We start from the raw sequence: 14,692 nt of genomic DNA, 5'->3' as shown, positions 1-14,692 counted from the left end.
TTGTTCGTGATGGTGGAGCAAGATGAATTAAAAGGAATGATGAAATGAAAACGCGTAAGGGTATTATTTTAGCGGGTGGTTCTGGTACTCGTCTTTATCCTGTGACTATGGCAGTCAGTAAACAGCTGCTACCGATTTATGATAAACCGATGATCTATTATCCGCTCTCTACACTGATGTTGGCGGGTATTCGCGATATTTTGATTATCAGTACGCCACAGGATACTCCTCGTTTTCAACAACTGCTGGGTGACGGTAGCCAGTGGGGGCTGAATCTTCAGTACAAAGTGCAAGCGAGTCCGGATGGTCTTGCGCAGGCATTTATTATCGGTGAAGAGTTTATTGGTGGTGATGATTGTGCTTTGATTCTTGGTGATAATATCTTTTACGGTCACGATCTGCCGAAGTTAATGGATGCCGCTGTTAACAAAGAAAGTGGTGCAACGGTATTTGCCTATCACGTAAATGATCCTGAACGCTATGGTGTTGTTGAGTTTGATAAAAACGGTACTGCAATCAGCCTGGAAGAAAAACCATTACAACCAAAAAGTAATTATGCGGTAACCGGGCTTTATTTCTATGATAACTACGTTGTGGAAATGGCGAAAAATCTTAAGCCTTCTGCCCGCGGTGAACTAGAAATTACCGATATTAACCGTATTTATATGGAACAGGGGCGTTTATCTGTTGCCATGATGGGCCGTGGTTATGCATGGCTGGACACGGGGACACATCAAAGCCTGATTGAGGCAAGCAACTTCATCGCAACAATTGAAGAGCGTCAGGGGTTAAAAGTTTCCTGCCCGGAAGAAATTGCTTACCGTAAAGGGTTTATTGATTCTGAGCAGGTGAAAGTATTAGCTGATCCGCTGAAAAAAAATGCTTATGGTCAGTATCTGCTTAAAATGATTAAAGGTTATTAATAAAATGAACGTAATTAAAACAGAAATTCCAGATGTACTGATTTTTGAACCGAAAGTTTTTGGTGATGAGCGTGGTTTCTTTTTTGAGAGCTTCAACCAGAAGGTTTTTGAGGAAGCTGTAGGCCGCAAAGTTGAATTTGTCCAGGATAACCATTCGAAGTCTTGTAAAGGTGTTTTACGCGGACTGCATTATCAATTAGAACCTTATGCGCAAGGGAAATTGGTGCGCTGCGTTGTTGGTGAAGTTTTTGACGTAGCGGTTGATATTCGTAAATCGTCACCTACTTTTGGCAAGTGGGTTGGGGTGACTTTATCTGCTGAGAATAAACGCCAGTTGTGGATCCCTGAGGGGTTTGCTCATGGTTTTTTGGTGCTGAGTGAGACGGCGGAGTTTGTTTATAAGACGACTCAGTATTATCACCCTGAATGTGAACGAGGGATCAGATGGGATGATGAAAATATAGGGGTAGATTGGCCTCTGTCTACAGATTTAATACTATCTTTTAAAGATACCAAGCATCCAAAATTCAACGGTATTTTATAAAATGAAAAATTATAGTGAATTATTAATAATCCATGAATATGGAGAACCAACTCATTACCAAGGAATAATAGAGATTGCTCAGGAGAGAGGAATTAAGGTCCGTTTTTTGGAATTCAGTATTTTACATAATATTTATGCTGCAATTAAAAAAAAGAAAATAAATGCCGTTATAAAGGCGATCAAAGATTATTTGATATTGATGATATACTCATTCTTTCCAAGAATGAATAATGGAAAGTTGGTTGTTATAGGCATGGCCCCGTTAGATAAATATGTTTTTTTAATAAATAAATTATTGAAGGGACAAGATTATATTTATCACACATCATGGCTTTATTGGGATGGCAGTGACTATCCTAAAAAAACATATAAAAATCCTGAGGTATTAATTGATGAGTGGAAGACTTTTTTAAATAATGCTAAAGCGGTTGCATGTGTAACACCTGATTCTGCGCATAGTTTAATTTCAAACTTTAATATGAAAGATAAAACATTCATTGTTTATCATTCGTATGACTCAAATATTTTCTATCCTTCGCCAAGGCAAGATCGAAAAAAAACATTAACTATATGTTACTTAGGGCGACTTGAAAAAAACAAAGGAATTGAAAATCTTATTTATATTATTGAAAATAATGATAATGTTAATTTTAAAATAATGGGCAGCGGAAGTTACTCAAGCAAAATAACTGAGTTAAGCAGGTCAAAGACTAATGTTGAATACTTAGGGTACCTATCGGATAAAAAATTAATAGCAGAACAATTGCGGCAAACTGATATTATATTACTTCCATCAATTAAAATTAACGGGTGGGAAGAATTATTTGGAATCGCATTAATAGAGTCAATGGCTTGTGGGGTAGTACCTATTACTACTGATCACAAAGGTCCTAGGACCATACTAAAGAATAAATTATTAGCAGAGCTCATTTTCAGTGAGAATGAATTTGTTGAGTCGGCACAGAAGATAATCACAGATTTAAATAATGATGAATTTTTATTACAAAAGTACAAGGATTGTGCGATTGCTGAGGCAAAGTTTTATGAAAAGAAAAATATATCAAATAAATGGAGGGAAGTTATTCACAAATAATTTATGACAACTTTTTAATGTCTATCTTTATGAGTTGAAAATAATGGCCATAATTAATGGTGTTTTTAAAAACATTGCTTTGCTTATTTCTGGAACCGCAGTAGCTCAATTAATTAATTTTTGTTTTATTCCTTTGATTACAAGATTGTATGGTCCTGAGTCTTATGGAATGATGGGAAGCTTAATGGCGTTTATTAACATTATGATTCCGATAGCTTCATTAAGTTTTCCAATTGCAATTGTGTTACCAAAGTCTGATAAAACCGCTATTTATATTGCTTACCTTAGCATTTGTATAGGTTTGGTGGGTGCAGGAGTTCTATTAATCGTAATAGGGGGATTGGAATATTTAGATGGAAGTTTCAGTCAATACCCTGAATGGTATATATTACTATTACCATTTATCATGGCATTCCTACCTCTACAGCAAAGTGGACAGCAATGGCTAATAAGGAAAAAACAGTTTAAAGAAATAGCAAAAGTATCTGTCAGTCAAGCATTAATTATGAATGGTTTGAAGGTAATCGGGGGCGGGATTTTACCAACACAAATCATGATAATATATACAACAGGTGCAGGAGTAATTTTTCAATGCTTACAGTTCTTTTATCGATCTTATAAGAAAGGGCTTGGAATTCCTTTATCAAAAATAAAAAAGAATAATTTTATAAGGGTTGCGCGCGGCTATTATGATTTTCCGCTATATAGAACTCCGCAAGTATTAATCAATGCATTGTCTCAAAATTTGCCGATATTTTTGTTGGGGTATTATTTTGATTCTAAAATAGTAGGCTTTTATGTGCTTGCTCAAACGTTACTAACTGCTCCAGTGACTTTGTTAAGCACTTCGATAAGTAATGTATATTATCCTACAATCGCAGAGAAATTTACCAAAAAAAAACCTATTTATAATTTCTTAAGAAAAACAATTTTGGGACTGTTTATTGTATCCTTATTTATCTATTTGCCATGTATATTGTTATCTGGCATTGTATTTAAAATTATTTTTGGAGATGGGTGGATTACGTCTAGCATTTTTTTTCAATGGATGGCTATTTATTGCATTTTTTGGTTAAGTGCTAGACCCGCGATGGATACTATACCGCCATTGAAAATTCAAAACTACTTTCTTCTATATGAAGTTATTTCTTTTTTATTGAGGATTTTAAGCCTAATGTTAGGCTATTATTTATATAAAGATGCGATAATTTGTATTATTATGTTTTCATTAACCAATGCAGTCACATATGCTGTCTTGATAGTTTATATTTTATTTCAGGCAAAAGTAAATGATAGAAAATATACATAATTCACTACAAGAGTTAAAGAGTGATCATATTAATAAATATAATGGCTCAAACTTTTATTACTATGTCTCAGTATTTGGTCTATTACTTATCTCATTTCGACTTCAGATACCCTCACTTATATTTATTATAGGTGCGATTATTATAAGAGGTACTACTTTTAAGCAAAATATATCTGGTTGGCTTTGGTTCGGAAGTATTACTTTTTTTTTTGGAATATATCTTTTTTTGGGGTTGGATAATTATGAAAGAGGTGCTGATAAGTTTTTATCACGAACTTTAGTAATATATCTTTATTTCGTTTTTTTTTACGGGTTGGGATGTGTTAGAACTCAAAATAGAGAACGACTCTTATCTTTTTTTTCATTATTTAGCGTGGTTTATGTCTATGCTGTCTGTATCTATAGTAAGATTAGCGGTTATCCAGGATATAATGGAATATATGATGTGTTCAATGGGAATGATGAAAATTCTCCATTATATGCATTACAGTTGATTCTATTTACAATTTTATATCTTCACCTCAATGCAGGGAAAATAAATAAAATATGGGTTGGGTTGTTAATTATCACATCTTTTTATTTTAGTGTTATTTATCTTGGCTCTCGAGCATCCTTCTTATTATTAATTTTTTATTTCATTTTTGTAATCTTTAAACATAAAACTAACTTGTTAATATCTTTCATTATTTTTATCCCGTTCATAGTTACATTATTTATTTATATAAATGACTTTAATTTTTTAAATTATTTAGATTTTGGAGGGTTTGAAAATCGAGGACTAAGCAGTCCTCGATTTAGTATGCTTGAATATGGTTTAAAGAATTTCATGAATTATCCATGGGGAGGTTTAATTGTTCATGGTGAAGGTTATGATGGTATCTGGTTCCATAATATGTTATTAGATATAGTTAGGGTATCAGGTTACTATACTATGTTTGTATGGCTGTTCATTTTATTAATGGCAGGATTAGTTATTCTGAAACGTGAAAAATTTTATTTTCCAATATTTCTAATTCTAAATATAGCTTTAATGCAAGATTTAGCATTTGATGGTTTTTTTAACATAATGGCTCTGGAGTTTTTTTTATTGGGTGTAGCTGTACCTGGTTTAAGAAAATAAAGGAAAATATAATGAATATGTATATTGTGGTTTGTGTATATACCCTGCCCCCAGCGTATATAAAAAAATGGTTTAAGTTACATTTGCATAATACTAAATATAAACTTATTATTGTCGATAACAACTTAAGAAGACAAATAACAGATCCAACTGTTATTATTGGCACAAATACTCTTAATGAATTCTCAGCATACAATGAAGGGCTTCAGCTACTAAAAAAAGAATTTGAAGATGAATATGACATAATATTGATGTTGAATGATACTTTGTTCACTAGGCATAATGCGAAATTTTTCTTAAAACATTTATTAAAGTATAAAAATACAGTTGCTCGCTTATCAATCCCGGCTATCGGTGGAAGAATAGATCCATATAATAATATCTGTTATAGAAACCCATGGAGCAATGACATTGGTTATATATCTTCATTTTGTATAATAATGAATAAACCAGCAAGAGATCTATATTTGAAGTTACTATCTGATATATCCCCAACTTTTCCATTTGTTGATTCAGTTACTGAGCTTTTCAACTGGAGTACTCATATAGACAGAAGATTTAAAGAATTTGTGATCAGTCATCTGATAGATACAGACACAGCTACTGTGTGGTACCAATCCAAGAATAATATTAAAAATATAGAAAGATTGAATGTTAAAGGTAAGTGTGTTTTTCTTGAACATTATGTATCAGGAAATATTTCTAAACATGGAGTATTGGTTTCAATCTTTCCCACGTGGAAGCAAAAAACTCAGCATTTTATTTATGAGCAAATCGCAAAAATGGAAAGAAAATTATTATCGATACTAAATTTTAAAGTTGGTTCAAAATGAAAAAAAGAATTTTAATAAATCTATTGAGTTTTTCTGAAGAAAAATATTACGGTGTGGGAGTTTATTTCAGAGATGTTGCTATTAAAAGTATTAACAGGGTTATTGAAGAACTAGAATGCGAAATATGTATTTTATATTTGGCACATATTCCGATACAAAAGATGTTTACTTTTTCAAAAAATGAAAACATAAAATATATACCTGTAAAAAAAATTAATAGTAAACTCACAAGAGTTTTCTACGAACAAATAATGTTACCTTTGTATCATAGAGATTATGATGTAATTTATAGTCCTAATAATATAAATCCATTAATATTAGCTTTTTCAAAAAAATCTATAATAACTATCCACGATTTGCTACCATTCAAGAGAAAGAATAGATTTAGTTTATTGCAGAGACAATATTTGAAACTATTTACTTATCTATCTGCAAAGTTTGCATATAAAATAATAACTGTTTCTAATTATTCCAAGATGGAGATTATGCGTCTTCTTGGTACCAGTGGTGATAAAGTTATAGTGACTTATAATACGTTACCAAATATACATATAGAGAATCCATCAATGAATTGTTGGATTAATTGTAAATACTTTTTTTCTGTTGGAGCATTGCAATCCGATAAACAGTATGATTTGATGATTAAAGCTTTCTATAAATTTATTCAAATGGATGAGCAGTATAAAGATTACAAATTGCTTATTGCTGGTGGGGATTTAGGAGCAAAAAAATCCTTATGTAACCTAATTGATGAGTTTAATTTATCCGGCAAGGTTATTCTCTTAGGGTATATTTCAGAACTCGAAAAAAATTCACTATATAGTTCATGTACTGCTAGCCTATTACTAGGAAAAAGTGAGGGATTCGGGATTCCTGTGATCGAAAGTATGTTCCACAACAAACCTGTAATTGTTTCAGATCTGGGAGCATTACCTGAAATAGTTGGTGATGCTGGAATCGTTGTTAACTCGAATCTAAATGATTTAACAAATGCTATGGTAAATGTATGTAATTTGAACCTGTCAGAGAAAGTATTTAAGCATGAGTTAGATAGGTTTGAAAGTGAAAAGCAGATTGAATGTCTGACTTCTGTAATTAAAAAGGCTATTTCATGAGTGAAAATTCAATGTTCTTTTCTCTTTTGATGGCTGTCTGTAAGAAAGATGATCCAACCTTTTTGTTTGAGGCACTTAAATCAATTGCAAATAATAGTCTACAACCTACAGAGGTAATCTTGGTCGAAGATGGACCTATTACTCGAGAATTAAGAAAAGTTATTAACGGTTGGTCAAATGTTTTAAATATTAAAAGTATTGGTTTAGAGAGAAACTCTGGATTAGGTGCTGCTCTTAATGAAGGGCTTAAACATTGTAAATATGAAGTGATTGTGCGAGCCGATGCTGATGATATTAACCGACCAAATAGATTTCAGTGCCAACTAAATTATTTATTGCAAAATCCTGATATTGATATATTAAGTTCGTGGGTCGAGGAATTCTCAGTGATACCTGGTGATAAAACTAAAGTGAGAAAAGTTCCTCCTCAACAATCATTAGACATTTTTTCAAAGAAAAGATGTCCATTTAATCATCCAGCTGTATGTTTTAGAAAAAAAACTATACTGTCACTCGGTGGCTATGGTAATGAGCATTTATATGAGGATTACTCATTATGGATGAAAATGCTTAATTCCGGATGCAAAGGGGACAATATACAAGAAATATTAGTTGATATGCGTTTTTCTGATGAGGCATTGAAACGCAGGGGAGGGATAAAATATGCTTTATCAGAATTAAGAACTCAATGGAATTTTTATGTTTTGAATTATATTTCTCTTCCAAGGTTTGTTTCAAATGCTATATGTCGTACCAGTGTCAGAATCATTCCAAATAAAATTCGTGTGAGTTTATACAAAATCTTTCTTCGGAGCTAACTATGAAAGAGAAACAAATTATCCCAGTAATTTTATGTGGAGGAAATGGTACTAGACTCTGGCCATTGTCTAGGGAACAATACCCTAAGCAATTTCTTTCTTTGCAAGGGAATGTGTCAATGTTACAGGCCACTATTTCAAGATTAGCTAATCTAAAGTGCTCCGAACCGATAGTCGTTTGTAATGATAAGCATCGCTTTATCGTTGCAGAACAACTAAAAAAAATCGGTAAATTATCGAATAATATTGTACTGGAGCCTGAAGGTAAGAATACTGCGCCAGCAATTGCATTGTCTGCGTTTATCGCTGAGAAAATTACAAATATATCATCAGCTATATTGTTAGTTCTGGCTGCAGATCATATTATAGAGAATGAAAGCGTTTTTATTGAGACTATAAAAAAAACCATTTCGTTAGCTCAATTAGGAAAGCTGGTTACTTTCGGAATTACCCCTAGATATGCAGAAACGGGTTATGGCTATATTCATAGAGGTAATAAAGTAAACAATAATGACGTTATCGCTTATCAAGTGTCTAATTTTGTTGAAAAACCAAATCTAACTTTGGCACGAAAATATTTGAAAAATGGAGAGTATTATTGGAATAGCGGTATGTTTTTATTTCGCGCAGATATTTATTTAAAGGAATTGAAGAAATATAGACCAGAAATATATCAGATTTGTTTGAGTTCTGTAAAAAATATAGGGCATGATTTGGATTTTATTAGGATTAATGCATCTCAATTTAATAAAAGCCCATCAGAGTCTATCGATTGTGCAGTCATGGAAAATACAAGTGATGCAGTTGTCGTTCCTATGGACGTTGGATGGAGTGATGTCGGATCATGGGAATCATTATGGGATGTTAGCAGCAAGGATGAACATGGGAATTTTAGCAAAGGAAACGTTATTAGTTTTGATGCCCATGATAATTATATATATGCTGAATCATCGCTGGTAACGACACTCGGAATCGAAAACTTAATTGTTGTTCAAACGAAAGACGCTTTGCTTGTTGCTGATAAAAAAAAATCTCAAGAAGTAAAGCTAATTGTTGATAAACTTAAAAATGAAAATCTGAAAGAGTATTCTTTACATCGAGAAGTTCATAGACCATGGGGTAAATATAATTATCTTTGTGAAGGCGTAGGATACCAAGTTAAGCATATATTAGTTAATCCGGGAGAGTCACTGTCACTTCAAATGCATTATTATAGAGTAGAGCATTGGATTGTCATTTCTGGAACAGCTAAAGTCCAAATAAACTCAGAAGAAAAAATTATTAGTGAAAATGAATCAATATTTATTCCATCGGGAGTTAAACATAGTTTGGAAAATTTTGGGGAAGTACCATTAATAATAATCGAAGTAAGAACTGGCGAGTATTTTGGAGAAGATGATGTTATTAGATTTGATAATTATCATAGTTTAGATAAATAGTGGTTACTTAAGAATGAATATGCTTACTTGTTTTAAAGCCTATGATATTCGCGGGAAATTAGGCGAAGAACTGAATGAAGATATTGCCTGGCGTATTGGGCGTGCCTATGGCGAATTTCTCAAACCGAAAACCATTGTGTTAGGCGGTGATGTCCGCCTCACCAGCGAAACCTTAAAACTGGCGCTGGCGAAAGGTTTACAGGATGCGGGCGTCGATGTGCTGGATATTGGCATGTCCGGCACCGAAGAGATCTATTTCGCCACGTTCCATCTCGGTGTGGATGGCGGCATCGAAGTTACCGCCAGCCATAACCCGATGGATTACAACGGCATGAAGCTGGTGCGCGAAGGGGCTCGCCCGATCAGCGGTGATACCGGACTGCGCGACGTCCAGCGCCTGGCTGAAGCCAACGACTTTCCTCCCGTCGATGAAACCAAACGCGGTCGCTATCAGCAAATCAACCTGCGTGACGCTTACGTTGATCACCTGTTCGGTTATATCAATGTCAAAAACCTCACGCCGCTCAAGCTGGTGATCAACTCCGGGAACGGCGCAGCGGGTCCGGTGGTGGACGCTATCGAAGCCCGCTTTAAAGCCCTCGGCACGCCCGTGGAATTAATCAAAGTACACAACACACCGGACGGCAATTTCCCCAACGGTATTCCTAACCCCCTGCTGCCGGAATGCCGCGACGACACCCGCAATGCGGTCATCAAACACGGCGCGGATATGGGCATTGCTTTTGATGGCGATTTTGACCGCTGTTTTCTGTTTGACGAAAAAGGGCAGTTTATCGAGGGCTACTACATTGTCGGCCTGCTCGCAGAAGCGTTCCTCGAAAAAAATCCCGGCGCGAAGATCATCCACGATCCACGTCTCTCCTGGAATACCGTTGATGTGGTGACCGCCGCAGGCGGCACCCCGGTAATGTCGAAAACCGGACACGCCTTTATTAAAGAACGGATGCGCAAGGAAGACGCCATCTACGGTGGCGAAATGAGTGCCCACCATTACTTCCGTGATTTCGCTTACTGCGACAGCGGCATGATCCCGTGGCTGCTGGTCGCCGAACTGGTGTGTCTGAAAGGAAAAACGCTGGGTGAACTGGTGCGCGACCGGATGACAGCGTTTCCGGCAAGCGGTGAGATCAACAGCAAACTGGCGCACCCCGTTGAGGCGATTAACCGCGTCGAACAGCATTTTAGCCGCGAGGCGCTGGCGGTGGATCGCACCGATGGCATCAGCATGACCTTTGCCGACTGGCGCTTTAACCTGCGCTCCTCCAACACCGAACCGGTGGTACGGTTGAATGTGGAATCGCGCGGTGATGTGCCGCTGATGGAAGAAAAAACAAAACTTATCCTTGAGTTACTGAGTAAGTAATCCAGTAATTTCATATAAATGGGTTTTAAAAGACGGAAAAGATGAGATATCCAGTGTGGTATAGCCAAGGTAATGCTATTCAGCATCTCTATGAGTGAGTTAACATCTATACCACATTTAAGCCGCACACTCGGCGGTGACCACCCCCTGACAGGAGTAAACAATGTCAAAGCAACAGATCGGCGTCGTCGGTATGGCAGTGATGGGGCGCAACCTTGCGCTCAACATCGAAAGCCGTGGTTATACCGTCTCTATTTTCAACCGTTCCCGTGAAAAGACGGAAGAAGTGATTGCCGAAAATCCAGGCAAGAAACTGGTTCCTTACTATACGGTGAAAGAGTTTGTTGAATCTCTGGAAACGCCTCGTCGCATCCTGTTAATGGTGAAAGCAGGTGCAGGCACGGATGCTGCTATTGATTCCCTCAAGCCATACCTCGATAAAGGTGACATCATCATTGATGGTGGTAACACCTTCTTCCAGGACACCATTCGTCGTAACCGTGAGCTTTCTGCCGAAGGATTTAACTTCATTGGTACCGGTGTCTCCGGTGGTGAAGAAGGCGCGCTGAAAGGTCCTTCCATTATGCCCGGTGGGCAGAAAGAAGCCTATGAACTGGTTGCACCGATTCTGACCAAAATCGCCGCAGTGGCTGAAGACGGTGAGCCATGTGTTACCTATATTGGTGCCGATGGTGCAGGTCACTATGTGAAGATGGTTCACAACGGTATTGAATACGGCGATATGCAGCTGATTGCTGAAGCCTATTCTCTGCTTAAAGGTGGCCTGAATCTCACCAACGAAGAATTGGCGCAGACCTTTACCGAGTGGAATAACGGTGAACTGAGCAGCTACCTGATCGACATCACCAAAGACATTTTCACTAAAAAAGATGAAGACGGTAACTACCTGGTTGATGTGATTCTGGATGAAGCAGCAAACAAAGGTACCGGTAAATGGACTAGCCAGAGCGCGCTGGATCTCGGCGAACCGCTGTCGCTGATTACAGAGTCTGTGTTTGCACGTTATATCTCTTCTCTGAAAGATCAGCGTGTTGCCGCATCTAAAGTTCTCTCTGGCCCGCAAGCGCAGCCAGCAGGCGACAAGGCTGAGTTCATCGAAAAAGTTCGCCGTGCGCTGTATCTGGGCAAAATCGTTTCTTACGCTCAGGGCTTTTCTCAGCTGCGTGCTGCGTCTGAAGAGTACAACTGGGATCTGAATTACGGCGAAATCGCGAAGATTTTCCGTGCTGGCTGCATCATTCGTGCGCAGTTCCTGCAGAAAATTACCGATGCTTATGCCGAAAATCCGCAGATCGCTAACCTGCTGCTGGCTCCGTACTTCAAGCAAATTGCCGATGACTACCAGCAGGCGCTGCGTGATGTCGTTGCTTATGCAGTACAGAACGGTATCCCGGTTCCGACCTTCGCCGCTGCGGTTGCCTATTATGACAGCTACCGTGCCGCTGTTCTGCCTGCAAACCTGATCCAGGCACAGCGTGACTATTTCGGTGCGCATACTTATAAGCGCATTGATAAAGAAGGTGTGTTCCATACCGAATGGCTGGATTAATCTGATTTAAATCAATTAATCAATGCAAGGCCCGGGGAAAACCTCCGGGCTTTTTTATTATATAAAGCGGCAGGTTATGGCCTTTTTTTATAATTTATAGTTAAAAACGCGATATAATACAGCGCCGCACAGCAGGATCGCTGCCTTGACAGTTCATCTACATCAGCGTTAAAAATCCCGCAGTAGATGAAGTTGTGGTGGTGGATTAATGACCACTCTAAATGTTTAACCGGAAGAAGTCAGAGCTAATGAAAATAACAATTTCAGGAACAGGTTATGTTGGTCTTTCAAATGGTATTCTGATTGCGCAAAATCACGAAGTGGTTGCACTGGATATCGTTCAGGCCAAAGTGGACATGCTTAACAAGAAGCAGTCACCGATTGTTGATAAGGAGATTGAAGAGTATCTGGCGACTAAAGATCTCAATTTCCGCGCTACGACAGATAAGTATGACGCGTATAAAAATGCCGATTACGTTATTATTGCCACACCTACCGATTATGATCCGAAAACGAATTATTTTAATACCTCAAGCGTGGAAGCGGTCATTCGCGATGTGACAGAAATTAATCCTAATGCTGTCATGGTGATTAAATCTACGATTCCGGTAGGTTTCACCAAATCAATTAAAGAACGTCTGGGTATCGATAACCTTATTTTCTCTCCGGAATTCCTCCGTGAAGGTAAAGCCCTTTACGATAATCTCCATCCTTCACGTATTGTCATCGGTGAGCGTTCAGAACGCGCAGAACGTTTTGCTGCGTTGTTACAGGAAGGCGCGATTAAGCAAAATATCCCGACCCTGTTTACCGACTCCACTGAAGCAGAAGCGATTAAACTTTTCGCTAATACCTATCTGGCGATGCGCGTAGCATACTTTAATGAACTGGATAGCTATGCAGAAAGTTTAGGGCTGAATACTCGCCAGATTATCGAAGGCGTTTGTCTCGATCCGCGTATTGGCAACCATTACAACAATCCGTCGTTTGGCTATGGTGGTTATTGTCTGCCGAAAGATACCAAGCAGTTACTGGCGAACTACCAGTCTGTGCCGAATAACCTGATTTCGGCAATTGTCGATGCAAACCGCACGCGTAAAGATTTTATTGCCGATGCCATTTTGTCACGCAAGCCGCAAGTGGTGGGTATTTATCGTCTGATTATGAAGAGCGGGTCAGATAACTTCCGTGCGTCTTCCATTCAGGGGATTATGAAACGTATCAAGGCGAAAGGCGTTGAAGTGATCATCTACGAACCGGTGATGAAAGAAGATTCATTCTTCAACTCTCGCCTGGAACGTGATCTCGCCACCTTCAAACAACAAGCCGACGTCATTATCTCCAACCGTATGGCAGAAGAGCTTAAGGATGTGGCAGACAAAGTCTACACCCGCGATCTTTTTGGCAGCGACTAACATCCTGTTATCAGGGCGATTTTCGCCCTGATTCTCTTATGTTCCCTTTGTAATAATTCATTATTTTTATCATTTATCCTATAGCATTCATGGCGATTATCGCTAAACTATGGCGACTTAAAATTATTTCGTCCGTTAGGGTAATGATGAGAGTAGAAAATAATAATGTCTCTGGGCAAAACCATGACCCGGAACAGATTGATTTGATTGATTTACTGGTGCAGTTGTGGCGCGGCAAGATGACAATTATCATCTCTGTCATTGTCGCTATTGCCCTGGCTATAGGGTATTTGGCCGTTGCCAAAGAAAAGTGGACTTCCACAGCTATCGTTACTCAACCTGATGTGGGGCAAATCGCTGGTTATACCAACGCGATGAATGTGATTTACGGTCCGGCTGTACCGAAAGTCTCCGACATTCAGGCTTCGCTTATCGGACGTTACAGCACCGCATTCTCAGCATTGGCGGAAACGCTGGATAACCGGGAAGAAGCAGAGAAGCTGACCATTGAGCCTACCGTTAAAAACCAGTCGTTACCATTGGCGGTGTCTTATGTTGGTGAAACACCTGAAGGTTCGCAGAAACAGTTGGCGAAGTATATCCAGCAAGTTGACGACCAGGTTAATGAAGAACTGGAAAAAGACCTGAAAGACAACATCGCGCTGCGTATGAAAAACTTGCAGGATTCTTTGAGAACTCAGGAAGTGGTTGCGCAGGAGCAGAAAGATCTGCGTATCCGTCAGATTCAGGAAGCGTTGCAGTATGCGAATCAGGCGCAGGTGACAAAGCCACAGGTTCAGCAGACTGAAGATGTGACGCAAGATACGTTGTTCCTTTTGGGGAGCGAAGCGCTGGAGTCGATGATTAAGCATGAAGCGACCCGTCCGTTGGTGTTCTCACCAAACTACTATCAGACACGTCAAAACCTGCTGGATATCGAAAGCTTAAAAGTTGATGATCTTGATATTCATGCTTACCGCTATGTAATGAAACCGACGTTACCTATTCGTCGCGATAGTCCGAAAAAGGCAATCACCTTGATTCTGGCGGTGCTGCTGGGCGGCATGGTTGGCGCGGGGATTGTGCTGGGGCGTAACGCTCTGCGTAATTACAACGCGAAGTAATCTTT

The 14,692-nt window shown here is 38.5% G+C and carries 13 protein-coding genes; all 13 read left to right on the top strand.

Features of this window, described 5'->3' with window-relative positions; genetic code table 11:
- Positions 1 to 44: 44 nt before the first annotated feature.
- The 13 genes from rfbA (at position 45) to wzzB (ending at position 14,687) form a co-directional block, all read left to right on the top strand.
- On the top strand, positions 45 to 923 hold the full coding sequence (gene rfbA / locus D9738_RS08835) for a glucose-1-phosphate thymidylyltransferase RfbA (RefSeq protein WP_130259995.1): 879 nt from the start codon (positions 45 to 47) through the stop codon (positions 921 to 923).
- Positions 924 to 927: 4 nt separating this feature from the next.
- Positions 928 to 1,467 (top strand): dTDP-4-dehydrorhamnose 3,5-epimerase, encoded by a 540-nt coding sequence (gene rfbC / locus D9738_RS08830; protein WP_088209883.1) that lies wholly within the window; start codon positions 928 to 930, stop codon positions 1,465 to 1,467.
- 1 nt (position 1,468) lies between these two features.
- Positions 1,469 to 2,560 (top strand): glycosyltransferase family 4 protein, encoded by a 1,092-nt coding sequence (locus tag D9738_RS08825; protein ID WP_130259994.1) that lies wholly within the window; start codon positions 1,469 to 1,471, stop codon positions 2,558 to 2,560.
- Between the two features lie 43 nt (positions 2,561 to 2,603).
- On the top strand, positions 2,604 to 3,869 hold the full coding sequence (locus D9738_RS08820; protein WP_130259993.1) for an oligosaccharide flippase family protein: 1,266 nt from the start codon (positions 2,604 to 2,606) through the stop codon (positions 3,867 to 3,869).
- Positions 3,850 to 4,989 (top strand): hypothetical protein, encoded by a 1,140-nt coding sequence (locus D9738_RS08815; RefSeq protein ID WP_130259992.1) that lies wholly within the window; start codon positions 3,850 to 3,852, stop codon positions 4,987 to 4,989. The genes D9738_RS08820 and D9738_RS08815 overlap by 20 nt, the downstream gene beginning before the upstream one ends.
- An 11-nt stretch (positions 4,990 to 5,000) precedes the next feature.
- Positions 5,001 to 5,822 carry a sugar polymerase gene (locus tag D9738_RS08810; protein WP_088238518.1) on the top strand — a complete coding sequence of 274 codons (822 nt, stop codon included), beginning with the start codon at positions 5,001 to 5,003 and terminating at the stop codon, positions 5,820 to 5,822.
- A complete protein-coding gene (locus D9738_RS08805) occupies positions 5,819 to 6,937 on the top strand; it encodes a glycosyltransferase family 1 protein (protein WP_130259991.1) in 1,119 nt (372 codons plus the stop codon). Before D9738_RS08810 ends, D9738_RS08805 begins: the two co-directional genes overlap by 4 nt.
- Entirely contained in the window at positions 6,934 to 7,755 is an 822-nt protein-coding gene (locus D9738_RS08800; protein WP_088209944.1) for a glycosyltransferase, read from the top strand. Before D9738_RS08805 ends, D9738_RS08800 begins: the two co-directional genes overlap by 4 nt.
- A 2-nt stretch (positions 7,756 to 7,757) precedes the next feature.
- Entirely contained in the window at positions 7,758 to 9,194 is a 1,437-nt protein-coding gene (locus tag D9738_RS08795; RefSeq protein WP_088209945.1) for a mannose-1-phosphate guanylyltransferase/mannose-6-phosphate isomerase, read from the top strand.
- A gap of 13 nt (positions 9,195 to 9,207) precedes the next feature.
- Positions 9,208 to 10,578 (top strand): colanic acid biosynthesis phosphomannomutase CpsG, encoded by a 1,371-nt coding sequence (gene cpsG / locus D9738_RS08790; RefSeq protein ID WP_130259990.1) that lies wholly within the window; start codon positions 9,208 to 9,210, stop codon positions 10,576 to 10,578.
- Between the two features lie 163 nt (positions 10,579 to 10,741).
- The gene (gene gndA / locus D9738_RS08785; RefSeq protein ID WP_000043483.1) at positions 10,742 to 12,148 is read left to right on the top strand and encodes an NADP-dependent phosphogluconate dehydrogenase; all 1,407 of its coding nucleotides are present in this window, start codon (positions 10,742 to 10,744) and stop codon (positions 12,146 to 12,148) included.
- 248 nt (positions 12,149 to 12,396) lie between these two features.
- Positions 12,397 to 13,563 (top strand): UDP-glucose 6-dehydrogenase, encoded by a 1,167-nt coding sequence (ugd, locus tag D9738_RS08780; RefSeq protein ID WP_000704798.1) that lies wholly within the window; start codon positions 12,397 to 12,399, stop codon positions 13,561 to 13,563.
- 146 nt (positions 13,564 to 13,709) lie between these two features.
- Positions 13,710 to 14,687 (top strand): LPS O-antigen chain length determinant protein WzzB, encoded by a 978-nt coding sequence (gene wzzB, locus D9738_RS08775; RefSeq protein ID WP_130260050.1) that lies wholly within the window; start codon positions 13,710 to 13,712, stop codon positions 14,685 to 14,687.
- Positions 14,688 to 14,692 lie beyond the last annotated feature (5 nt).

It is taken from the genome of Escherichia sp. E10V5, assembly GCF_004212315.1.
Taxonomy (GTDB): Bacteria; Pseudomonadota; Gammaproteobacteria; order Enterobacterales; family Enterobacteriaceae; genus Escherichia.
The sequence above is the reverse complement of the archived record's forward strand: the minus strand, read 5'-3'. Positions and strand labels throughout refer to the sequence as shown.